The sequence below is a fragment of the Actinomadura alba genome, from assembly GCF_014323705.1.
In the GTDB taxonomy this organism is placed as follows: Bacteria; Actinomycetota; Actinomycetes; order Streptosporangiales; family Streptosporangiaceae; genus Actinomadura_C; species Actinomadura_C alba.
The window spans coordinates 53,100-74,951 of record NZ_JABVEC010000026.1 but is presented as its reverse complement, the minus strand read 5'-3'; the positions used below and the strand labels follow the sequence as shown (position 1 = coordinate 74,951).

Sequence of the window (21,852 nt, the reverse complement as noted above, 5' to 3'; positions counted from 1 at the left end):
TGATCGCGGCGGTCTTGCAGAGGTGGACGGCGCTCGGCGTGTGCCGTTGAACGTCAGTGGTGGTGGACGTTGTCGTCAGTGTTGTCGTCGCCTGGATGGATCCCGGGGGTAGTCACGCAGGCACGCTGAGGTGCCCGGTTGATGCTCGGCGATAGTAGGAATGCAGTTAGTTGCATTTTACGTGCAGCGCCAGGTACAACTGATGGTATGGGAGCAGAGACCAAGAACCGCAAGACGAGGGCGCCAAGCCGGCATGGCAAGTCGCAGGCGCAGACCCTGGGCTTCTCCGTTCAGCCCGAGGACCGACCCACGCTGGATGAGCTCGTCGACTACTTCGGGGATGGGAACCGGTCGGCCTACCTGCGTGCCACGTACCGTGTCATGAGGTCGATCATGGTTGCGGAGCAGTTGCGTGAGCTGCAGACTTACGGTCAGCAGCGCACCGCCGAACTCGGTATCGAGCCGGCCGATGTCCCTGACCGGATCCGGGAGTTCCTCAAGGGTAAGGGCGAGGCGTGACCATGCCGACGCCCGTCGTCTATGACGTCAACGTTCTGGTGACGGCTGCTGCCACTGGTAACAGCCCGTTCCGTTCATGGCCCTCGCCGCCACCTACCTCCGGCAACGCCTCGGCGGACTGCTTAGGGATCGCCAACGATGCGGCCGAGTTCTCGCTGTGGCTGTCTCCACACATCTTGCTGAACATTGAGCGGATCCTGTCGGAGCTGTTCAAGTGGGAGCAGGCACAGATCGATGCCTACTTGGCGGCGCTGGTCGTGATCGCCGAACACAGTGAGGGCGAGGTGATCGATCCGCCTCGCACGGTGCATGATTGTCCCGATCACGAGGACAACCTGATCTTGGATCTCGCGGTGGAGGTGGGCGCGTTGCTGATTGTCAGCAACGACGTCGATCTGATCTCGATGTCGCCATGGCGCGGTACCCCGATCGTCACCCCTGAGGTCTTTCGCCAGAAGGTGGACGGGATGCGTCGCCATGCTCGACGGCGACGCTGACCTTCCTCTGCCTGCGAGCCGCGATGGCCGTCTCAGTTCACGACGCCACGCCTCTGATCAGCGGAAACTCGTACACCACCCCCGTGGACGCAACCCAAGCCATCGGTGACCGTCGGACACAGCCGGACACATGAGAACGGCCTCTGACCACATACATACTGGTCAGAGGCCGTTCTCGCTGATCATGGAAGTGGGCAGGGGCGGGGTCGAACCGCCGACCTTCCGCTTTTCAGGCCCCACCTGACCGCCCGTGCGGTTCAGTTGCGCGCTAACGAGGACGATCCGGGGATCTTCCCCAACTGGCTGCGGCAGCGCGTCGAGGCGATCATCTGGGCGATCACCCCCAATGGATCTCGAGCGCGGGCCCAGGACCAGCGACGAATTACCGGTCATCGATCTAGGGCTCACCAGGCGATGTGCAGCTGCGACCTACAGCCACAGATCGCTAGGCGAGCTCTGTTAGTTCCATTCGGCGAACTCTGTATAGTCGTTCCAGATCCAGCCTTTAACGCCAGTGCAGCAGTCCGAGTGCCACCACAGGTTTCCGGCATTGTTCACGCAACGCTTGTTGACACGGAAAAGCGTTTTGTACTTCCACGTAGCTATCACTGTGGATGACCCCGAATAGCTGCTGTGCACCTTAGCCGACCCGACGATGACTCGCCTAATATGCGGCGTCCAGTCCGAGCATGAGGCCATGAGTTCGGCGTCGTTCTCGTTCGCCGCTGCACTCGGATTGGCAATCACAACAGGCGCCACAACCGCTGTAATCGCCGCAGCCGCCATGGACAGGACTCGATTGCCCACCATTCGCATTTCGAGCTCCCTTCGGGGGGATCTGGGTGAGATGATCATCTGCCTGCCGTGATCGTCTGTCAAGACCCCAGTTGCAGGTTCGTTCCCATGGCTCGTCTGACAGCAGCCCAGAGGAAGCGGCTTTCCAAGTCCTCGTTCGCCAACAAGCCCAAGCCTGGCAGTTCTAAGGGCAAGGCCAAGCCGGGTTCCTATCCGATCCCTGACCGGACTCATGCCACGATGCCGTGTCGATGAACCAGGCGACGACTCGGGAAACCCCACTTGACAGTCAAGCTTTCGAATTCACCAAGAGAGCGGCACCTGTGGGGGGTTTCTTCCAATGCGCAACTGCCGGCGCCGTGGGCAGATTCAGCGAAAGCGTCGACGGCCTAGAAGCCGCTGCCCGGAGCTTCGTGGGCCTGCCCGATGGAGCGGCTCTCTTCCTCCTTGGGTGCCCTCATAGTGGTGTGGGGCGGGCGTGACCGGGCTGCGAGACGGGACCGGACGGAACAGGCCGCATGCCCGGCTCGCAGAGCCGGGCACGGCCGCCCCGTTCGCGGAGGTGGCCGCCTGATGGCCGTCACCCTGATTGCGATGCCCGACGAGCCGGAAGAGCCGCAGGGGCGCAAATCTCGTAGGTCTCGTTTCCCGGAAGCGGGCCAATGGGGAAGGCGCGATCTACCAGCGCAAGGATGGCCGGTACGAGGGGGCTGCTTTCGTGCCGACCACCGCCGGGACCGAGAAGCGGATCCGGCTCTACGGCCGGACCCACGACGAGGGATGCGGCTCGTGCCGTACCGCGCTGCTGCGCCGTCAAGGGCGGTGAGTGCTGTAAGAGTCCCGTTTGTCGGTCCGCATGGTCCAGTCGATCCATGCCGTACTCCGGAACGCCGTGGAGTCCGCCGTACGCGAGGAGGTCATCCCACGTAACGTGGCCAAGCTCGTCAAGGTGAGTACGCCCAAATACAAGGTCAACCGAGGCCTCACCGTTGACCAGGCCCGCATGGTGCTGAAGGCCGCCCAGGGTGAACGGCTTTATGCCCTGTACGTCCTGGCGCTCTGCCTGGGCCTGCGGCGCGGTGAGCTGCTCGGTCTGCGCTGGGAGGACATCACTCTCGTCGCCTGTAGGGCTTGCGCCGGCGAAGGGGGAGAGGTGGAAGGCGTCGTGTGCGCGACCTGCGCTGGTAGCGGAGTCGAGAGAGCCACACTGGAAGTGGTCCAGACGCTCCAGCGGGTCGGGGGAGCGCTGCGGTTCGTACGCCCCAAGACGGAAGACTCCGAGCGGACCATCCCGCTACCCGCCTTCTGCATCACGGCACTGCGAGCACAAGGTCCGGCAGGCCGCTGAGCGGGCCGACGCCTGGCCCGACTGGGAGGAGAACAACCTCGTTTTCCCGTCCAGACGGGGCACCCCGATGGAGCCTGACAACCTCCGCCGGAGCTGGGGCCGTGTCCGTGCGGTCGCCGGTATGGATGCAGTTCGCCTCCACGACATGCGCCACACCCGCGTTTCGCTGCTCCTGCACCTGGGCATCGCGCCGCACGTGGTCCGGGAGATCGTCGGACACAGCGACATTGAAGTGACCATGACGATCTACGCACACAGCTCGCTCGACGATAAGCGGACGGCGCTCGGGAAGCTGGGGGAAGCTCTCGGCTGAGGACGTTGCCGTCAGCGTTGCCGTCAAAAAGACCCCGGGCGATCATCGCTCGGGGTCTTTTGGCTGTTCAGAGGTGGTGGGCAGGGGCGGGGTCGAACCGCCGACCTTCCGCTTTTCAGGCGGACGCTCGTACCGACTGAGCTACCTGCCCTCAGGGGCACTGCCGTGCCTTCAGCGGTCCTGACGGGATTTGAACCCGCGGCCTCCACCTTGACAGGGTGGCGAGCACTCCTAGCTGCTCCACAGGACCTTGCGTGCCGAGGCCTCAGGGCCCCGGCTGTGGCCCAGCCGGTCATCCCCGGCTTGGGCAACGTCCGAAAGCATAGGCGATCGGTGGGACATGCGCCAACTCGTTATCGGGGGTCGATGATCATCTCGGTGGCAGGAGAGGAAGAGCTGGATCTCCGGCCATGCGCCGGGGGTCGCCCGGGTGTACGTGATGGCGGCCAGGTCGAGCACCTCGAAGCCGGCCTTGGCGACGATCGAGCGCAGTACGCCCCGCCGGTAGGCGGTGACCCATATGGGCTGCCGAGGAAGACGATCGGCGCCTCGTCGTAAGGCTCCCCGATCCGGTCGAAGGCCACGGCGTGCATGTGTCGTGCCGATCTCACCGGCCGGGCTCGGTCGCCGCCGCGGAACCCGATACTGGAGAGATGGCGCATCGGCAGCGGACCCGGCGTACGGCGGTGGAGCGGGAGACCGTCGACTTCGGTGTGGCCGAACTCCTGCAGGACCCCGACCGGCCGCGTGCCTGGACCCTGTTGATCGACGGCACCCCGCAGTCGCATGTCGATCTCGACGATCCTGGACATCTGGAGTTCGAGTACGTTCGGCGGCTCGGCCATGTGGTCGACCTGGCCGCGCCGCCTGGCCGGCCGCTGCGGGTGCTGCACCTCGGTGGCGGCGCCCTGACCCTCGCGCGGTACGTGGCGGCGACCCGGCCGCGTTCGGGGCAGCAGGTCGTCGAGATCGACGCCGCCCTGGTCGACCTGGTCCGCCGTCGTCTGCCGCTGGAACGTACGTCGCGGATCCGGGTCCGGACCGGCGACGCTCGGCAGGTCCTGTCGCGTGCGCCGGAGGAGGCGTTCGACCTCCTGGTGGCGGACGTGTTCGCGGCCGGCCGGACGCCTGCCCACCTCACCTCGGTCGAGTTCGTCACCGCCGCCGCCCGCGCGCTGCGGCCGGACGGGCTGTACGCCGCGAATGTCGCCGATGGCGCTCCGCTGGCGTTCGCACGTGGACAGGTCGCCACCGTCCTGGCCGTCTTTCCGTACGCCTGCCTGATCGCCGAGCCGGCCGTGCTGCGCGGTCGGCGATTCGGCAACGTCGTGCTCGTCGGCGCGCGTCGTGAGCTTCCCATCGCCGTGCTGACCAGGCTCACGGCCTCGGATCCGTTCTCCGCCCGGGTGGTGCACGGTGAGGAGCTCACCCGTTTCGCGGCCGGGGCGGCTCCGGTCACGGACGCCGACGCGCAGGCGTCGCCCGAGCCGCCGCCCGATCTCTTCGGCCCGCGGACGTGAGTCGTCGCAAGGACTGAGCTCCCTGGCGCGAAGCGGCCATTTCGCTGACAGTGCCGCTATGGCCACGTAGTGTGACGGCTCAGTCGCGTAGTGCGCAATGGCGATAACGGCCGTTACGGGGAGCCCCGCGCGGCGCGAAGGGTTCCGCCGGCAGTCGGCCGACCATTCGCCGAGAAGCGAAGGGGATGCCTCGTGTCCGATGCTCTCAGCCGTCGGCGGCTGTTGCAGGGCGGTGGAGGCGTCGCCGCCGCGCTCGCCCTCGAAGTCGCCGGCGCGAACAACGCACGGGCGGCCATCCGGCGGTCACGGCGGTTCCAGCTCACCGCGGCCTCGAACGCCCTCCTGAAAGAGCGGGCGCTGACGGGCGCCAGGGTGCTGCAATCTTTCGGCTTCGACGATGTCGACAGGCACATCTACACGGTTCAGCTCAGATCCGGCAGCCCGGCGCGCAACGGCGACCTCTGTGTCACCAGGCTCGATCCGACCGGCCGGCGGGTCGGGTGCATGAACCTCCGGGGGTTCGGCCACGGAGAGCAGATCGGAGTCGAGTCGGCCGGTCGTGGTGCGGCTCCGTACCTGTGGACGGAGTACAGGTCCAGCGACGGCTGGGGCACCAGGATCGCCCGTTTCAGGTTCGTGAACGGCGCGACCATCGGCTCTGGCCATTCCGGCATCACTGATCGGACACCGCGTATCGCCGGGCTGGGCAGTCCCCGGCCCGCCATCGATCCCTGGCACGACCGGCTCGTGGTCCGCTACCGCAAAGACGGCCGGTTGCGTGCCGCCGTCTTCGACCTGGACCAGGCCGTACGAGGAAGGACCGACGGCCGTCACCGCCTCGCAGACGTGCGGCTGCCGGACCCCGATCCGGCGGCGCAACCGGCGCAGGGTTTCGCCCTGTTCGGTCAGTACATGTACCTCTTCCACGGGACCCCCTACGGTCACGCGGGTTCGAAGGCACCCGTCGGCAACGCTCGCATCACCTGCGTCGACCTCAATAGTGGCCGGGTGGTGGAGCGGGAGCTCACCAGGGCGTTCCAGGGGCTCACCTACCGCGAGCCCGAGGGCATGGCGATCCAGGTGATCTCGCCCAGCGGCCGGTCGCCACAGGCCCGGCTCTGCTTCGGCTTCGCCTCCGGTCCCGTGGGCGCCCGGAGGGCCAGCATCGCCTACAAGCCGATGCCGTCCTGACCGTCGGCCGCATACGGAACGAGCCGGCACCTGTCCCGTTACCCAGATGGCCGGATCCGGCCATCTGGCCACCTGTGGCCTTCAGTGCGCGAACGTCGACCCGTAGTGTCCGGGTAACTCCTGTGAGGAGGGATGCCCTGCATGACGGTTGAGGCGGCACCGGCCGGCATTGCGGAGGACTACGAGCAGGAACGGCCCGCGCGCCGCCTCACGGGACTGCCCAGGCACCTCGTGTGGACCGCCTCCGGCCTGCTCTCCATCTACGCCCTGGTGGTCGTGTTCCGCCCGACCGCGGTGCTGCAGTACCGCATCACGTTCCTCGCGGTCGCGCTGCCGCTGACCTTCCTGGCCTACCGGTCCGGGCTCCGGCTGGCGCGCGTCCGCAAGAGCAAGCTCTCCACCGCTGCCGAGCGTGCCGAGAAGGGCGAAGAGAAGGGCGAGCAGAAGGGCGAGCGGAAGTCCCAGCGCGAGACCGAGAAGGACGCGGGCGAGCGCACCGCGAGTCCGCGCGCGGACTCGCCGGGGATCCTCGACTGGCTGCTCGCGGCGGCGTCGGTGGCCGTCCTCGTCTACCCGCTGCTCGACTTCGACGCGTTCGTCACCCGCGGTCCCGAACCCACGAGCACCGACCTCGCGATGGGCATCGGCCTCACCCTCCTGCTGCTCGAGGCGACGAGACGTACGGTCGGCTGGGCGCTGCCCGCCATCTGCGTCGCCTTCCTGCTGTACGGATACTTCGGCGCCTACATCCCGATCGGCTGGGAGATCGGGCACCGGGGCTATGACCTGTCGAGCCTGGTCGACCACCTGTACATGGGCACCGAGGGCTTCTTCGGCGTTCCGCTCGACGTCGCGGCGACCTACATCGTGCTGTTCACGATCTACGGCGCCGTACTCGACCTGTCGGGCGCCAGCCGGTTCTTCATCGACGTCAGCTTCGCCGCCTTTCGGAAGTCACGCACCGCCCCTGGACGCACGGTCACCACGGCGGGGTTCCTGCTGGGCACGGTGTCGGGGTCCGGCGTCGCGACGACCGTCAGCCTCGGCTCGGTCTCGTGGCCCATCCTGCGCCGTGCCGGGTACCCGCCGGAGCAGGCCGGCGGCGTGATGGCGGCGGGCGGCATCGGGGCGATCCTGTCCCCGCCCACTCTCGGCGCGGCGGCGTTCATCATTGCCGAACTGCTGCGCGTGAGCTATCTGAAGGTCCTGCTGTACGCGCTGGTGCCGACAATCCTCTACTACGTCGGCGTCTTCCTCGCGATCGAGATCGACGCGCGCCGCCTAAAGACCAAGGCCACGGACGTCAAGGCCCCGCCGTTCTGGCGGTTGCTCCTGCGCTTCGGTTACCACTTCAGCTCGCTCCTGCTGATCGTGATGCTCATGGCGATCGGCCGCTCACCGTTCCAGGCCGTCGTGATCGCCACGGTGGTCGCCTTCGCGCTGTCGTTCCTCGACCCCGAGCACCGGATGACCCCGCCCCGCCTCTGGCGGGCGCTCGTGCAGGGAAGCCTCGGCGTTCTTCCGGTGACCGCCGTCTGCGCCGTCGCGGGGATCATCGTGGGGGTCGTCACACTCACCGGCCTTGGGCTGAAGATGAGCGACATCATGGTGTCGATCGCCGGCGGGAACCTCGGCCTCACCGCGCTGTTCGCGGCCCTCGCGATCTGGATCCTCGGGCTCGCGGTCCCGGTCACCGCGTCGTTCATCATCGCCGCGGTCGTGGTCGCGCCCGCGCTGACCGGTCTCGGTGTGGCCCCGCCCGAGGCGTACATGTTCGTCTTCTACTACGCGGTGCTCTCCGAGGTCAGCCCGCCCACGGCACTCGCCGCGGTGGCCGCCGCCGCCATCACCGGGGGCGACGCGTTCAAGACCATGATGATGGCCTGGCGCTACACGCTGCCGGCCTTCCTGGTCCCGTTCGCCTTCGTCCTGACCGACAACGGCGCGGCGCTGCTCTGGCTGGCGCCATGGCCGCAGGTGCTGCTCGCGACGGCCATCTCGATCGTTGCGGTGGCGGCGCTCGCCGTGGTGACCGGCCGGTGGCTGGTCGGCCCGGCGCGATGGCCCGAGCGGGTGCTCTGCGCGGTGGCGGCCGTGCTGCTGCTCTACCTGGAACCGATCCCGGTCGTGACCGGGCTCTGCCTGCTCGGCCTGGCGGTCGCGGTGCATCTCGCGCTAAGGAGGAAACAGGCATGAAACGACTAACGGCCATGTTGCTCGCGGCGGTGCTGACGCTGGTCGGCTGCGGCCAGCAGGGAACCCGGCTGTCGATCGCCACGGGTGGGACGACCGGCGTTTATTACGTCTACGGCGGTGGCCTGGCCAAGCTCATCTCGGGTGGGCTCGACAACGTCGAGGCGACCGCGTCGGCCACTTCCGCGTCCGTCGACAACATCAAGCTCGTGACCTCGGGCCGGGCCGACGTCGCGTTCTCGCTCGCCGACAGTGCCGCCGACGCCGTACAGGGCAAGGAGTCGTTCACCTCACCCCAGCCGGTCCGCGCGCTCGCCCGCATCTACGACAACTACACCCAGCTCGCGGTGACGAAGAACTCAGGGGTGAAGAAGGTCGCCGACCTGAAGGGCAAGCGGGTCAGCGTCGGAGCGCCGAACTCCGGAACCCTGGTCATCGCCCAGCGGATGCTGACCGCCGCGGGGATCGACCCGTCATCAGGCATCAAGGCGCAGCAACTCGGCATCAATGAGTCGGTGCAGGCCCTGAAGGACGGCACGATAGACGCGTTCTTCTGGTCCGGTGGCGTGCCGACCGCCGGTATCACCGACCTGACCAGTACGAAGAAGGACGTCGCGCTGGTCGACACGACCGATCTGCTGCCGGCGCTCACCCAGCGGTACGGCCAGGCGTATCGCGAGATCACGATCAGCGGCTCCGCCTACGGCCTGCCGGCGGACGTCAAGACCGTGGGTGTCGCCAACTTCCTGCTGGTGAGCGACAAGATGAGCGACGACCTCGCCCATGACCTCACCAAGCTGCTGTTCGACAAGAAGGCCGACCTCGAGCGGGTGCACCCGGAGGCCAAGAACCTCGACAAGCAGCTGGCCCAGCAGGTCACGCCGGTCCAACTGCATCCGGGAGCCCAGCGGTACTTCTCCGGCGGATGAGGCGGCCGGCCCTGTGGGGCCGGTGCGTCGGTGGGGCCCTCCTGCTCGGCTGCGCGGCCGTCTCCGACGGTTCGCACGACGCCGGCGAGTGGTCGATCGTGGCGGAGCGGGCCGGTGGTTCGGCGCTGGTGGCCCGCCCGCCGGCCGCGGGCGGTTCGTTCGCGCTCGCCTACGAGCATTCCGCCTACCGGTCACCCGCCGTCGAACTCTTCGCGGTGGCCGGGCAGGGCTTCACGATGTACGCGCTCGCGTCGACCAATGAGGCGGTGCTGGACTACTACGACCTCGAGGGGACGCGTACGCGGCTCGCGGGGACGGGGTGGTGGGTCCTGCGCCCGGCCTGGCCCCGGACGTACGCCGAACTCTCGCTGATCGCCACTCCGCTCGGCCGGCGGACCCTGGTCGCGGGATCGGTCTGCCTGCCGCTCTATCCGCGCGCGGGTGCGTACGACCTGCGCATCCGGGTCATGAGGACTCGGCCCACCGGCCGCACGGCACCCTGCCCTCCCGCCGTACGCGAGGTCGTCCAGACCGTCCCCCTCCATGATGGGACGCGGAAGATCGCGAGGTGATCAGGGCGGGGGCTGCTGCACGGCTCCGCTCGGTGCGCGGCGATGGTGCCGGGCCGACGGTGCCGGGCCGGTTGTGCTCAGTCTTCGAGGGGGCGGCCGGTCAGCAGGTTCCGCATGCGGTCGCGCACCTGGGCGACGGGTTCACGGGCGAGTGCGGTGTCGAGTGCCCCGGCCGCCTCAGCGGGCCAGGCCGAGCGGTCCCAGGCGGCGAGCACACGGATGGACTGGTTCCGGTTGCGGATCATCGGGCTGGCCAGTCCGGCGGCGATCAGCGGCCAGCCGCGTCCCGGCCAGTTCTCCAGTGGTTGCAGCAGACCGTCGAGGCACCGGTGCGGGGCATACCCCGCACCGATCCCGTTCTCGTCCGCCGGTCCTGTCGCGATCTCCTCGAGCGGCAAGAGCTCCACCGCGAGGCCGGTCACCTCGTCGATGGTGGAGGCGTCGGCCTGCTCGGTTGCGGCGAACCAGCTGGAGGATTCGTATGGCTTCGACCGCAGCCGTTCCATGTGCACCCGTAGGGTCGAGATGCCCAAGGCCGTGCAGGCCCGGTCGGCCCGGCGGAACTCGTGGTCCTCGGTCGAGTCGAGCCCGCGGCGGGCGAGTTCCGGCCAGTGCGGCCGGGCCAGGATCTCCGAGCACGCGGGTACCAGCTCGGGCCATTCCTGTTCGGCATGCCGGTGGAGTTCGTGCACCGCGAGGAAGTGCCGCAGGTCCAGCGCGCGGGTGCGCATCTGCCCCAGGAAGAGACTGGAGGCGCGCCGGCCGTCGGCGTAGTCGGCCATCCCGCCGGTCGCTCCGATGTCGGAGCAGAGCGCGCTCAGGATGTCGCCGGCCGCATACAGGACCTCGTGGTCGGGCTCGCCGTCCAGCCGCTCGGCGAGGTCGCCGGTCTCGGCCGCGATCGCGGCGAGATACTCGTTCATCACCTCGTTGCGGAAGCCCTCGCGGAGAATCCACTCCCTGACCTCGGGGCTCGGGTCCTCCGCCAGCCGTTCCACCAAGTGGATCCGGCCCCACCCGTTGACCTGCCGGGCCAGTTCCCACAGGTCCGGTTCCGCGTCCGTCTCGCGGTTGGCGAGCGCGACGGCGGCGAACAGGGTGAACTCGTCATGCCGGCCGAGCGTCATCAGCTCGTCGCGATGGTGGTCGGCGTTGAACAGCCCGAGCATCGAGATGCCGAGCTTCACGGGCTCACGATGCCGCGCGGTGACGGCGAGCCGGTGGCCGAGCCGGTAGACGGCCTCCTGATCCAGTTCGGAGGAGCGCAGCCGCTGCTGGATCTCATCGACGAGGGAGATGGTGCTCACCTCACTCGCCGCCTCGTACAGCGCGTCGTAGGCCAGGCGGCTCTTCACGGCCGCAACGATCGCGTCGTAGAGGCGGTCGGCCTCATCGGTGTCCGCCGAGCCCGCCCAGTGGTGCGTGAGCACCCCGTCCTTCGCGCCCGGAGCCCACAGGACGCCGTCGGGCAGATCGTCCTGGTCGGGCAATGTCTCGGCGTCCGGGGGGAGCATGGACCCGTCGGCCGGAAGGTGGTCGCGCAGGTGCTCGAAGATGGAGGGGGCGGACCGCCGACGCTTTACGAACATCCGGGCACTCTAGTCAGGGTCCGCCCGGTTCGGCCGCTCAATTCTTTGCTGCCCGATGGCGATCCGTCTCAGTGGTGTGCGCTCACGGTACGGGTCGCCTTTTCGACGATGGCCTCGAGCTGCCGGCTGTGCGCTCCGCGCCAGTAGACCCGGTCGCACTCGGAGCACTTCCCGTAGTTGTCGTAATTGCGGCTGGTGCCGGGCTGGAGCAGGTGCTCCACCTCATCCTTGCCCGTCGGGGCCAGCTCGCCGTTGCAGTTGGTGCAGCGGGTCCAGGGGGCCAGTGGTGGTGCGAACCGCTCCAGGACGTCCTGCAACTGCTCGTCGGGGTCGGTGCCGCGAACGTGGGCGCCGAGCCACAGGTTTCGGCGGCACAGCAGGCCGCGATCCTGGGTCAGCAGGACGCGTCGTTCGGCGTTCGCCTGGACGACGAGGGCGGGGTCGTCGCGGTCGTTGTCGTAGGCGGTGTCGACGCCGATGAGCCGGAGCCGGCGGGCCAGCTTGCCGAGATGGACGTCCAGCAGGAACCTCGGCGGGGTGATCGGCAGTTCCTGTGGCCGCTGCGGTGCCTCGATCGACACGGTCTCGCCCGCGGTGGGCCGGTGGGAGTGCGCCACGTCACGGCCGTCGGCGACGAGAGCGCCGATCTCCGGAATCGGAAGTCCGAGCGACTGGATCAGATGTCCCAGCGAGGACGTCCCGTCGTGGGCGACCGCCACCTGCCCGTGGCGATTGCGCGGGGCCAGGAACGACCGTAGCTCGGCGGCGAAGCGGAGGTAGACCTTTGGCTCGTCCATTACCTCAGCATGCCACCCCGCTCCGGGTCCTGTACGACACCGGAGCGGACGGCTCGGCCGCCGGTCACGGCCCTGGTGCGGGGGCGACCGGTCAGGGCGCGACGTACTTGTCGGTGCTCTTGTTCGTGTGCTTGCTGATCAGGTCCTGGGCGATGGAGGTGGTCTTGCCCTCCTCCGGGATGAGCAGCCACGCGGCGACGTAGATCGCCACGGCGGTGCCGCCGGTGAAGAAGGCGGTGATGACCAGGGCCAGCCTGATGAGGTTGACGTCGACGCCGAACTGGCGGCCGACGCTGGCGCAGACTCCGGCGAGGATCTTGCCGTCGCGGGTGCGGTGGAACGAGATCGGGGAGGTGTTTTCGCTCATGTGACGAGCATGCCTTCGGCGCGGCCGGCGCGACATCGGGATTCGCCCTGAGGGATCCCTGAGACGCCCCTGGCACCGCACCCCGGTACGGGGGCGGCGAGGTAGGGGTTCACAGGCGGTGGTCGAGAGCGGTGTGCCGCCGGCCCGCTCCCGCGGTGCGCACGGCGGCGGCGAGGGCACGCCGGGAACCGGCCAGCACCACCAGCTTCTTGGCGCGGGTCACCGCGGTGTAGAGCAGGTTGCGCTGCAGCATCATCCAAGAGCTCGTCGTGAGCGGGATGACCACGGCGGGGTACTCGCTGCCCTGTGAGCGGTGGATGGTCATGGCGTACGAGTGGGCGAGCTCGTCCAGCTCGGCGAAGTCGTAGTCGACGCTCTCGTCCTCGTCGGTCAGCACGGTCAGCGTATGGTCCTCGAGGGACAGGCCGGTGACCACTCCGACGGTGCCGTTGAACACTCCGGCCGCGCCCTTGTCGTAGTTGTTGCGCAGCTGGGTCACCTTGTCGCCGACGCGGAAGACGCGGCCGCCGTAGCGCCGTTCGGGCCGTCCGTCCGCTTGTGGCGTGAGCGCGTTCTGCAGCAGCGCGTTGAGGTTGCCCGCCCCCGCCGGCCCGCGGTGCATGGGCGCGAGAACCTGGATGTCGCGGCGCGGATCCAGGCCGAACTTTCGCGGGATGCGGCCGGCCACGATGTCGACGGTCAGCTCAGCGGTCGCCTCGGTGTCCTCGCAGGGGAACAGGAAGAAGTCGGGGAACCCTTCGGTGCGCGGCGGCCGGCCGGCGTTGATCCGATGAGCGTTGACGACGATGCCGGACTCCTGCGCCTGCCGGAAGATCTTGGTCAGCCGGACCCGCGGTATCGACTCGGCGGCGAGCAGATCGCGCAGCACCTCGCCGGCGCCGACCGAGGGGAGCTGGTCGACATCGCCGACCAGCAGGAAATGGGCACCGCGCGCGATGGCCTTGACCAGCTTGTTGGCGAGGATCACGTCGATCATGGAGGTCTCGTCGACCACCACCAGGTCGGCGTCGAGCGGGTTGTCCCGGTCGAACTTGGCGTCGCCGCCGGGCTGCAACTGCAGCAGCCGGTGCACGGTGGCCGCCTCGTGGCCGGTCAGCTCGGCCAGCCGCTTGGCGGCCCGCCCGGTGGGCGCGACGAGTACGACCTTGGCCTTCTTGGCCTTGGCCAGCTCGATGATGGAGCGCACGGTGAAGCTCTTCCCGCAGCCGGGGCCGCCGGTGAGCACGGCCACCTTCGCAGTGAGCGCGAGCCGTACCGCCTCCTCCTGCTCGGGCGCGAGTTCGTGCCCGGTGCGCTGCCGCAACCACGCCAGCGCCTTGTCCCAGTCGACGTCCTGGAAGGCGGGCATCCGGTCCTGCTCGGTGCGCAGCAGCTCCAGCAGGCCACCGGCCACGGAGCGCTCGGCCCGGTGGAAGGGCACCAGGTAGACGGCGGGTACCTCCCCGTCCTCCAGAGGCACCGTCTCTCTGACGAGCCCTTCCGCCGCCACCAGCTCGTCCAGGCAGGGGCCGACGAGCTCGTGCGGCACTTCCAGGATCTTCACCGCCTGGGCGACGAGATTGGGCTCGGGCAGGTAGCAGTGGCCGTCGTCGGCCGCTTCGGAGAGGGTGTACTGCAGGCCGGCCTTGATCCGTTCCGGGCTGTCGTGCGGGATGCCGACGGCGCGGGCGATGGTGTCGGCGGTCTTGAATCCGATGCCCCACACGTCGGCGGCCAGGCGGTACGGCTCCTCGCGCACCACCTTGATCGATTCCTCGCCGTACTGCTTGTAGATCCGCACGGCGAGGGAAGTGGAGACGCCATGGCCCTGCAGGAAGACCATCACCTCCTTGATGGCCTTCTGCTCCTCCCACGCATCGGCGATGAGCTTCGAGCGCTTCGGGCCGAGCCCGTGCACCTCGATCAGCCGGCCCGGCTCCTCCTCGATCACCCGCAGGATGTCGGTGCCGAAGTGGTCCACCATCCGCTCGGCCATCTTCGGGCCGATGCCCTTGATCAGCCCGGAGCCCAGGTAGCGCCGGATCCCCTGAATGGTGGCCGGCAGTACGGTCGTGTAGGAGTGCACCTCGAACTGGCGGCCGTACTTCGGATGCGAGGTCCACCGGCCCGTGAGCCGCAGGCTCTCACCGACCTGGGCGCCCAGCAGGGCCCCGACGACGGTCAGCAGGTCGGTGCCCGAGCGTTCGGTGGCCACCCGGGCGATGGTGTAGCCGGTCTCGTCGTTGACATAGGTGAACCGCTCGAGCACCGCTTCGAGTTCGCGCCTCTCGGGTGGAGCGGCCGGTCGTGTTCCCGTCACGATCGCCATCTTGCCCAACTCCGTGGCCGATCACGATGATCACGGCCCTGGTGTGGCGATACGTACCGCAAGATCACTGATCGGCTGGTATCGAGGGACTTTGTTAGTCATTGGTCGTATTAGCGAATGCGGAACGCCATCCATGCCTTGGCGATATGTGCTGTTTATGACCTTAAGAGTAATTATGCATTAGCGGGGCTTTCGCTGAGGATAACGAGAAGCATTTCCTGTCTGTGGAAATGCTGCGATAGTTTGGTCTCGATACCAACTACTCTGTCGGCGCAGCCTGACGAGTGTCGGCGGATGCATGTTCTAAGGAGAAACCATGAGCACTTCAGTTGGCATGCCCGCGTGGCGGAAGAGCCGCCGTAGCAGCGACCCTGCCATCGCCGCATGCGTGGAGGTCGCCACGATCGGCGAGGATCGGGCGGTCCGGGACTCCAAGAACCCGGGTGGCCCGCACCTCGCCTTCTCGGTTGCCGAATGGCGGACGTTCATGGCCGCCATCAAGAGCGACGAATTCGACCTCTGAAGCGAACATGACCGGGAGGCGTGGTGCTTCACCCGGCCGCGCCTCCGTTCGTCCCGCAATTTGGAAAATCGAAACCCCCTCGCCTTATCTCGGCAAAAAATGAACGCAATTCGGTGGCATTGAATACGAGCGCTGGACCGTGAGGATCCTTGCTGTCCCGTATGGCGCGAAAAGCGCCCAGTGATGCCATGCTCACGCAGCCACTATTGGCCTCATCGGACTGGCTGCTCTTGCGCCACGAGGCATTTTCCAACTCCTCTTGACTGACCATTCCTTCTTCCGCTCTGTAGCAGCATCCTCAATGGCCGCGAGAAGACGGGACGGCATGTCCGCGGGGGGCTCGGGACCCGGAGTTGCTCACCTGGTCATATTTCCATTCTTTCTTAGGCAGCCAGAAATCGCTTGTCGAGATAGGTAGGAAATATACCTACTGCACTATACGTCGGGATGTCTATCTTGTCCATGTAGCGCCCTAGTGCGACATCGATGACTGAGTGACAGACCAAAATGGCGATTTGCGAATGACCTAATCTGATCGGCTTTCGTGCCTGTCGGCAAGGATGTCCGTGGGTTCTTGTCAAGAGAGCCCTTTACAAATATGCGTTCCTGTGGAACGGCGGTGGGATCCAGGGCCGCAGGGACGGATCCCACCGCTCAGGTGATCACACGGGGATCGGATGGATGTCGCAGTCGGCACGGATACCGCGACGAGCCGACATGACCGCTGGATGGTCATCGCCGAGCGCCCTGTGCAGACGGGCCATCGTGTCGGCGAGCCGGGTCTCGGCCTCCGCCTCTTCGCCGACGGCGCGCAGATCGAGCCCGTGGTTGAGAGCGCAGGCCAGGGTAGTCGGATGGTCCTCTCCCAAGACCTGCTGGGCGCGTTGGAGTGACTCGCGATCGAGCCGGAGCGCCCCCTCGAAGTCGCCGAGCACATAGAGGTCGCTGGCCAGGTTGATGGAGCAGACGATGCTTCGCGGATGGTCCGGGCCGAGTACTTCCGTCAGGGTGGCGAGAGAGGACTCGTCGAGCTGCCGCGCCTCGGCCACCTGGCCGTCCTGTCGCAGGGTGACGGCGAGGTTGACATAGGCGGCAGGGGTGTTCGGATGCCTCGGGCCGAACATCGACTGGTAGTGCTTGATGGTCTCCTGGGTGAGGGCGATCGACTCGGCCAGATCGCCGACCTGCCGGAGATTGACCGCGTGGTTCAACGCCGCGGCGACGGTGCCGGGGTGCAGTCGGCCGTACCTGCCCTGGAAGAGGGTCACGGCCTGCTTCGACAGTTCCAGGGCCCTCTCGTGATCGCCGGCCTTGCGCTCCATGACCGACATGTTCGTGAGTCCCTCGGCCAAGCCCGCGGAGCCGGGCTCATGGATCTTCTCCAGGTACTGGATCTGCTGCCGCATCGTGTTGCGGCCCTCCACGTACCGGCCGGACTCCATCTCGTCCACCGCGATCGAGGCGAGGGAACCGACCGCTCGCGGGTGGTTGTCGCCGTACAGGTTGACCAGTCGCTGATAGGTGTCGCGGTCGAGCTCGAGCGCCTGCTCGGGATCCCCGGTGAGCCGGAGGTCGATGGCGTACAGGTGGGCCTGCCACAACGTGCTGGGGTCGTCCTGGCCGAAGCGGCGGCGCAGGACGTCGAAGGACTGCTTGTCGAGTTCGAGTGCCTGAGCGAAGTCGCCGAGATAGCGCAGGTCACCCCCGACGAACTGCTGTGCCTCCAGGGTCCGCTCGTCTTCCAAGCCGCGGCTCGCGGCGAGGCTGTCACGGACTCTCACGTGGTGTTCGTAGGCCTCCTGGAAGCGCCCGTTCATACGCAGTGCCCGCCCGAGGTGCAGCCCTGCGGCGAGTGTCTGCTCGTGATCCGCACCGTGCTTCTCGGTCCAGGTGTCGACGGCCCGCTGGGCCAGATTGAGGAAGCCCTGGTGGTCACCCCACTGCCAGAGGAACTCGATCTGGTTCAACACGAGCTGGCGGGCCCACGCGTCGTCGCACTCGACGATGTCGGAGTGCAGCACGTGCGGAAGGAGATCCGCGTACTGCGGCCAGTGGACGGACATGTCCGGGGCGTTCGGATCCGCCTGGGCGAGCAGCTGATGACCGCAGTGCCGCAGCTCGGCCGCCTCCTGCGGGGTCAACTGGCCGACGAGCACGCGTTGCACGAGGCGGTGCAGCATGATCGTGTTGTGCTTGTGGCTGAGCTTCGCCAGCGCGTACTGGTTGATGGCGCGCACGGCCCGGCCCAGCTTGACCGGGTCGGACAGCACCTCCATCAGCTCCGGAGGTCCGTCGACGTTGCGGGTACCGCTGAGCAGCCGGCGCGAGATCGGCTCGGGCGCGAAGAAGGCGCAGATCTGGAGCAGCTGCAGGGCGCCGGGATCGGTGGAGCGCAGCTGGTCCAGCGACACGTTCCACGCCGCGGCGACCGGCAGCTCGTAGGCGGCCGGTGCGGCATCGTGCAGAAGTTCGGCCGCCTTTTCGTGCTTCTCGCGGAACAGGTGCAGGTACTCGGCCACCGGCATGCCGGTCTCGGACAGCCACACCGCCGCCTGCTCGATGGCGAGTGGCAGATCGCCGAGCAGGTTGGCCAGTTCGTTGGCGTCGCCGGCGTCGAGTTCCGGGCCGCGCAATCGGAGCAGGGCGATGCTCTCGTCCCGGGCGAAGACGTCGACTTCCAGCGAGCTTGCGACGCTGGTCCACCCCTGGTTGCGGGAGGTGACCAGGATCTTGCCGGAGCCGTTGGTGGGGAAGAAGTCCTGGACCTCTTCGAGATGCTCGGCGTTATCAAAGATCAGCAGCCAGTTGCGATAGGGGCGGCCGAGCCGCAGCGCCTCTCGCACGGCCGGCACCGCGACATTGACCTCGGTGCTGACCGGTAGCCCCATCTGGGCCGCGAGCTCCGCCAGGCTCTGCTGGATCTGTCCGGGGCGTTCCGAAGGAATCCACCAGATCAGATCGTAGTCCTGAGTATGACGATAAACGTATTCTATGGCGATTTGCGACTTTCCAACGCCGCCCATTCCATGCAGTGCCTCCGGCAGCACGGCGGTCGTGCCTTGGGAGAGCCGCTGGTGCAGAGTTTCCAGCAGCGCTTCCCGTCCGGTGAAGCTTCTATTTCGGGGAGGAACATTCCCCCATATGGGAGGGGGGTCAGAGGGGCTGCGCTCTGCCGCCGGGGGCATGGTGCGGATCGTCACGCCGACTCCAGAAAGGGGGGTTTTGCTATCTACGTCCCGGTCACTGCCCATCCCTGTTTTAGCGGGACGGTGACCATCGCCAAGTGCCTCTTCGTCGATCGTTCGCATGGAGCCATTATTTCCAGTTTTGGATCTTCCTTGCGGCTGACTCGGCATATCAGAACCAAGATTTGGCATCGAGAACTCGCCCATGCGATCCACGCCCAAGGTCGCGGACTGCAGGGCGACGTCCAAATTCTGTGCGGGCCGGAGGTAGGGCCCGGCGAGCGCCCTGAACGCGTGCAGCATGGGCTCGGCGAACGGCACGACATCGGCGGTCATGGCCGGGGCCGCCGCTCGCTGTGGTGCCACCACCATGTCGCGCAGCTCGCGCAGCACGCCCACCCGCTCGCCGAGATGCTCGGCGACGGTCATGAGCACCCTGCTCGTCTCGGACCGGCGCCCGGCGGCGAGCAGTTCGGCACGGGTGCCCGGCAGGAAGTCGTAGGTGACCTTGTCGACGGCCTCGGCGTCGTGCCCGCCGACCGGCCTGATCCGCTGGAGCAGTCCGCTGCCGACGAGTTCGGTCAGGTCCGCCGGCCGTGAAGCGGGCAGCATGGTGCGCTGTACGAGTCGCATCACCGGCAGGTTCAGCGGCGCAGCCGCCAGGTGTACGGCCAGCTCGTAGACGGTCGGCGGCACGGCGGCGCGGAACCGCCGCACCAGCTCGGCGGGAGAGAGGTCGGTCTCGTCGTCGACGATCGCGGGTGGGATCGGTTCGTCGTCCTCGACGTCGGGTGCCCAGGGCACCGGGTTCTCGGAGCAGAGGGTGACCGGGCCATGCCACCCGTGGTCGGTACCGGCGACGAAGCGGGCCCATCCGGCGAGCTGCCGGGGGCCCAGCTCGAGTACGGGAACGCACACCTCGCCCGGCGGCGCCGTGCGGAAGGTGGACGTCCCGAGCGCGGACAGTGAGACCTGGTAGCGCGTGTTGCACAGTGCGGGGCCCGACGTGCGCAGCTTCGCGGCGAGTGCCGCGATGCCGGTCCGGCGCCACTGCCGGGTCGGCAGCATCTGGACGATGGCGACCGGGAAGCACCTCGCCCACCGTGCGAGCACCGCCTGAGCGGCGCCCGCGTGCCAGGCGTCGCCGACGCCGTCGGTCAGGACGACGATGATCCTGCGTTCGCGCCGTCCGTGGCCCGGAAGGGAGGTGGCGGGCAGCCGCCGAGCCGCCTCGCCGGTGCCGCGCAGGGTGAGCGTCGCGGGTTCGGCACCGTCGGTGTCGAGCAGGTGGATCCGGATGCGCCGGAAGGCGCCCACCGTCGTGATCTCTTCGATCAGCTGGTCGGCCACCGGGCGGTGCAGGGTCGCGAACCGGCTGTCGTCCACGACGACGTCGAGTTCGAGCCATCGTTCCCGCACCGGCCGCTGTTCGGGCAGCCACAGTCCGTCCTCGGCGGCGCGCTCGGCGGTCGCCTCGTCGTCGAGTTCGGTCTCGGTACGCGAGTCGGTCGTCCGCTTGAACGGGCGCAGCGCGTGGGCGAGCCGCCGCCGGTTCAGCAGCGGTGGAACGCCCGCGAAGGGGTCGTCGTCGAGCCGGCCGATCAGCGACGCCGGCGGCCGCCAGATCCGCGGCCGCGCCTGCAACGAGCCCCAGACCGCCTCGTCGGGAGCCGCGGGCGTGGTGAGCCCCGGCGCGTCGCCCCGCTGACCGGCCTGATCGGTCTCGGCCTGCTCGTCGCCCCGGCCGGTGGAAGGGCGCCGGCCGGGTGCGGCCCGCGAGCCCTCCGGTGAGGACGGCCCGGCGGAGGAGCCCGCGGGGGCCGGCCGGTCCGGCCGCCCCCCGGGTGGCCGGTCATCCTCGGGCGTGGGGTTCGCGTCGATGGGCCGTGCCATGGCGGCCTGTTGCGCGGCCAGCCAGAGCGCGTCGGCCAACTCGTACGAGATGGGCTTATCGCCCGGTTTCGCGGTGCGCTCCGCGTTCCGGGCCGTGGGGTCGGGGGCCCGGCCCCTCACTCGGGGGCCGCCTCTGGGCTGAGGCGCTGCCAGACGAGATCGAGCAGGCGCTTCCACGAGGCGTCCTGTGTATGGGCACCCGAGGTCGCCAGGAAGAAGGCGTTGAGAAGCTGGTCCGCGGCGATCTCATGGTGCACCCGCCGGTATTCCATGAAGTCCTGGATCATCTGTGCCGCGCCGGCGTCGGCCTGCCGGGTGAAATGGGCGGCCACCAGGCTCGCCAGGCCGTTCTCGTCGGGCTGTTCCATGGAGAACTGAATACAGCGGCGCATGAATGCCGGCGGGAATTCCCGCTCGCCGTTGCTGGTGATGATGATGATCGGGAAGGCTTTGCAGCGGACGTGGCCTTTGGTGACGGTCGCTTTTTCGTCCGGGTCGGCGGTGTGGACCTCGACGTCGCGTTCGCGGGGAGCCACTCTGGTGAGCGCCGGAATTCGGTATTCGCCTTCCTCGAAGACGTCCAGCAGATCATTGGGTAGGTCTATGTCGCTTTTGTCGAGTTCATCGATGAGTAGAACGCGGGGCAACCTGTAGGGGAGCAGTGCGGTGCCGAGCGGGCCGAGTTGTACGTAGTCGCCGATGCTCGAGCCGGGTGGTTCGCCGGCCTCGGGCCGGGCCTCCACGAGCTGCCGCGCGGTGGCCGCGTCCTGCGCCCGGCCGATCGCGTCGTACTCGTACAGTCCCTCCCGAAGGGTGCTGCGGCTGCTGATCGACCAGCGCAGCACCCTGCCGAGGCGCAGTTCCCGGGTGATCTGGTAAGCCAGGCTGGACTTGCCGACGCCGGGCTTCCCGGTGACCAGGAGTGGGCGGCGCAGGAACATCGCGGCATTGACGGCCTCGACCTCGCCGCGTGCGGGCTGCCGCGCGGTGAGGTTCTCGAGGGCTCCGAGCCTGCGGTCGAGATCCCCGTCGTCGTGCGGAGGCGCCGGTCGCGCCGGCCCGCCGTCGAAGGCCCGCCACGGCGGGGGCGGCGGCAGCAGTTCGCTCAGCTCGATGTCACGCAGCGGCCGCCCGGTGCCACGGTAGATCCACCAGCCCGGCCGGACCGGCTCGGCGGGGGTGCCGCCCGCTCCGTTCTGGGCGTAGGCGGAGGGCGCACCGGGCCGCTCGTCAGCGCTCATCGGTGACGTCCCCTTCTGGCCTGGTCCGTGCCAGACGCCTGGCTTCTGCTA

At 68.0% G+C, this 21,852-nt stretch carries 18 protein-coding genes and 2 tRNA genes; 10 read left to right on the top strand and 10 right to left on the bottom strand.

Features of this window, described 5'->3' with window-relative positions; genetic code table 11:
• Nucleotides 1–207 precede the first annotated feature (207 nt).
• Nucleotides 208–519, top strand: a complete 312-nt coding sequence (locus HKK74_RS28350) for a hypothetical protein (protein WP_187246428.1) — start codon at nucleotides 208–210, stop codon at nucleotides 517–519.
• 2 nt (nucleotides 520–521) lie between these two features.
• Complete coding sequence (locus HKK74_RS28345; RefSeq protein WP_246492075.1) at nucleotides 522–1,016, top strand: putative toxin-antitoxin system toxin component, PIN family; 495 nt, start codon at nucleotides 522–524, stop codon at nucleotides 1,014–1,016.
• A gap of 459 nt (nucleotides 1,017–1,475) precedes the next feature.
• Here HKK74_RS28345 and HKK74_RS28340 read toward each other — a convergent pair whose 3' ends face one another.
• Entirely contained in the window at nucleotides 1,476–1,832 is a 357-nt protein-coding gene (locus tag HKK74_RS28340) for a hypothetical protein (protein ID WP_187246426.1), read from the bottom strand.
• A gap of 835 nt (nucleotides 1,833–2,667) precedes the next feature.
• On the opposite strand from HKK74_RS28340, the gene HKK74_RS40295 reads away from it, so the two are divergent.
• Nucleotides 2,668–3,159 carry a site-specific integrase gene (locus tag HKK74_RS40295; RefSeq protein WP_246492060.1) on the top strand — a complete coding sequence of 164 codons (492 nt, stop codon included), beginning with the start codon at nucleotides 2,668–2,670 and terminating at the stop codon, nucleotides 3,157–3,159.
• A 67-nt stretch (nucleotides 3,160–3,226) separates the two neighbouring features.
• A complete protein-coding gene (locus HKK74_RS40290) occupies nucleotides 3,227–3,472 on the top strand; it encodes a tyrosine-type recombinase/integrase (protein ID WP_246492059.1) in 246 nt (81 codons plus the stop codon).
• A 74-nt stretch (nucleotides 3,473–3,546) separates the two neighbouring features.
• On the opposite strand, the gene HKK74_RS28330 is transcribed toward HKK74_RS40290, so the two are convergent.
• Nucleotides 3,547–3,623 (bottom strand) — tRNA-Phe (locus HKK74_RS28330).
• Nucleotides 3,624–3,647: 24 nt separating this feature from the next.
• Nucleotides 3,648–3,722 (bottom strand) — tRNA-Asp (locus tag HKK74_RS28325).
• Nucleotides 3,723–4,125: 403 nt separating this feature from the next.
• Between HKK74_RS28325 and HKK74_RS28320 the strand changes: the two genes are divergently transcribed.
• From HKK74_RS28320 to HKK74_RS28300, 5 genes are all read left to right on the top strand, one after another.
• Complete coding sequence (locus tag HKK74_RS28320; protein ID WP_187246425.1) at nucleotides 4,126–4,992, top strand: spermidine synthase; 867 nt, start codon at nucleotides 4,126–4,128, stop codon at nucleotides 4,990–4,992.
• A gap of 192 nt (nucleotides 4,993–5,184) precedes the next feature.
• Nucleotides 5,185–6,183, top strand: coding sequence for a phage baseplate protein (locus HKK74_RS28315; RefSeq protein ID WP_187246424.1), 999 nt, complete (start codon nucleotides 5,185–5,187; stop codon nucleotides 6,181–6,183).
• Nucleotides 6,184–6,324: 141 nt separating this feature from the next.
• Nucleotides 6,325–8,379 carry a TRAP transporter permease gene (locus tag HKK74_RS28310; protein WP_222722830.1) on the top strand — a complete coding sequence of 685 codons (2,055 nt, stop codon included), beginning with the start codon at nucleotides 6,325–6,327 and terminating at the stop codon, nucleotides 8,377–8,379.
• On the top strand, nucleotides 8,376–9,305 hold the full coding sequence (locus tag HKK74_RS28305) for a TAXI family TRAP transporter solute-binding subunit (protein ID WP_187246422.1): 930 nt from the start codon (nucleotides 8,376–8,378) through the stop codon (nucleotides 9,303–9,305). The genes HKK74_RS28310 and HKK74_RS28305 overlap by 4 nt, the downstream gene beginning before the upstream one ends.
• Nucleotides 9,302–9,877: a DUF1850 domain-containing protein gene (locus tag HKK74_RS28300; RefSeq protein ID WP_187246421.1), complete on the top strand. Its 576-nt coding sequence runs from the start codon at nucleotides 9,302–9,304 to the stop codon at nucleotides 9,875–9,877. The genes HKK74_RS28305 and HKK74_RS28300 overlap by 4 nt, the downstream gene beginning before the upstream one ends.
• 77 nt (nucleotides 9,878–9,954) lie before the next feature.
• Here HKK74_RS28300 and HKK74_RS28295 read toward each other — a convergent pair whose 3' ends face one another.
• From HKK74_RS28295 to recD2, 4 genes are all read right to left on the bottom strand, one after another.
• On the bottom strand, nucleotides 9,955–11,466 hold the full coding sequence (locus tag HKK74_RS28295; RefSeq protein ID WP_187246420.1) for a hypothetical protein: 1,512 nt from the start codon (nucleotides 11,464–11,466) through the stop codon (nucleotides 9,955–9,957).
• A 68-nt stretch (nucleotides 11,467–11,534) separates the two neighbouring features.
• Complete coding sequence (locus tag HKK74_RS28290) at nucleotides 11,535–12,263, bottom strand: Mut7-C RNAse domain-containing protein (RefSeq protein WP_187246419.1); 729 nt, start codon at nucleotides 12,261–12,263, stop codon at nucleotides 11,535–11,537.
• A gap of 91 nt (nucleotides 12,264–12,354) precedes the next feature.
• Nucleotides 12,355–12,630, bottom strand: a complete 276-nt coding sequence (locus HKK74_RS28285) for a PspC domain-containing protein (protein ID WP_187246418.1) — start codon at nucleotides 12,628–12,630, stop codon at nucleotides 12,355–12,357.
• Nucleotides 12,631–12,739: 109 nt separating this feature from the next.
• A complete protein-coding gene (gene recD2, locus HKK74_RS28280) occupies nucleotides 12,740–14,950 on the bottom strand; it encodes an SF1B family DNA helicase RecD2 (protein WP_376771565.1) in 2,211 nt (736 codons plus the stop codon).
• Nucleotides 14,951–15,275: 325 nt separating this feature from the next.
• Here recD2 and HKK74_RS28275 point away from each other — a divergent pair, with 325 nt between their 5' ends.
• On the top strand, nucleotides 15,276–15,482 hold the full coding sequence (locus tag HKK74_RS28275; RefSeq protein WP_187246416.1) for a DUF397 domain-containing protein: 207 nt from the start codon (nucleotides 15,276–15,278) through the stop codon (nucleotides 15,480–15,482).
• Between the two features lie 28 nt (nucleotides 15,483–15,510).
• Here the strand turns inward: HKK74_RS28275 and HKK74_RS42005 are convergent, their stop codons facing one another.
• From HKK74_RS42005 to HKK74_RS28260, 3 genes are all read right to left on the bottom strand, one after another.
• A complete protein-coding gene (locus HKK74_RS42005; RefSeq protein ID WP_187246415.1) occupies nucleotides 15,511–15,753 on the bottom strand; it encodes a DUF397 domain-containing protein in 243 nt (80 codons plus the stop codon).
• Between the two features lie 391 nt (nucleotides 15,754–16,144).
• Nucleotides 16,145–20,680, bottom strand: coding sequence for an FxSxx-COOH system tetratricopeptide repeat protein (gene fxsT, locus HKK74_RS41060; protein ID WP_187246414.1), 4,536 nt, complete (start codon nucleotides 20,678–20,680; stop codon nucleotides 16,145–16,147).
• Complete coding sequence (locus HKK74_RS28260; RefSeq protein ID WP_187246413.1) at nucleotides 20,677–21,801, bottom strand: AAA family ATPase; 1,125 nt, start codon at nucleotides 21,799–21,801, stop codon at nucleotides 20,677–20,679. Before HKK74_RS28260 ends, fxsT begins: the two co-directional genes overlap by 4 nt.
• Between the last annotated feature and the right edge of the window lie 51 nt (nucleotides 21,802–21,852).

Coding starts and splice junctions, on each gene's coding strand:
- HKK74_RS28290 (WP_187246419.1), bottom strand. CDS start 12,263: ATGGACGAGCCAAAGGTCTACCTCCGCTTCGCCGCCGAGCTACGGTCG.
- HKK74_RS28295 (WP_187246420.1), bottom strand. CDS start 11,466: ATGTTCGTAAAGCGTCGGCGGTCCGCCCCCTCCATCTTCGAGCACCTG.
- HKK74_RS28305 (WP_187246422.1), top strand. CDS start 8,376: ATGAAACGACTAACGGCCATGTTGCTCGCGGCGGTGCTGACGCTGGTC.
- HKK74_RS28260 (WP_187246413.1), bottom strand. CDS start 21,801: ATGAGCGCTGACGAGCGGCCCGGTGCGCCCTCCGCCTACGCCCAGAAC.
- HKK74_RS40295 (WP_246492060.1), top strand. CDS start 2,668: ATGGTCCAGTCGATCCATGCCGTACTCCGGAACGCCGTGGAGTCCGCC.
- HKK74_RS28340 (WP_187246426.1), bottom strand. CDS start 1,832: ATGCGAATGGTGGGCAATCGAGTCCTGTCCATGGCGGCTGCGGCGATT.
- HKK74_RS28275 (WP_187246416.1), top strand. CDS start 15,276: ATGAGCACTTCAGTTGGCATGCCCGCGTGGCGGAAGAGCCGCCGTAGC.
- HKK74_RS28350 (WP_187246428.1), top strand. CDS start 208: ATGGGAGCAGAGACCAAGAACCGCAAGACGAGGGCGCCAAGCCGGCAT.
- HKK74_RS28300 (WP_187246421.1), top strand. CDS start 9,302: ATGAGGCGGCCGGCCCTGTGGGGCCGGTGCGTCGGTGGGGCCCTCCTG.
- HKK74_RS28310 (WP_222722830.1), top strand. CDS start 6,325: ATGACGGTTGAGGCGGCACCGGCCGGCATTGCGGAGGACTACGAGCAG.
- HKK74_RS28285 (WP_187246418.1), bottom strand. CDS start 12,630: ATGAGCGAAAACACCTCCCCGATCTCGTTCCACCGCACCCGCGACGGC.
- HKK74_RS42005 (WP_187246415.1), bottom strand. CDS start 15,753: ATGGTCAGTCAAGAGGAGTTGGAAAATGCCTCGTGGCGCAAGAGCAGC.
- HKK74_RS28320 (WP_187246425.1), top strand. CDS start 4,126: ATGGCGCATCGGCAGCGGACCCGGCGTACGGCGGTGGAGCGGGAGACC.
- HKK74_RS40290 (WP_246492059.1), top strand. CDS start 3,227: ATGGAGCCTGACAACCTCCGCCGGAGCTGGGGCCGTGTCCGTGCGGTC.
- HKK74_RS28345 (WP_246492075.1), top strand. CDS start 522: ATGCCGACGCCCGTCGTCTATGACGTCAACGTTCTGGTGACGGCTGCT.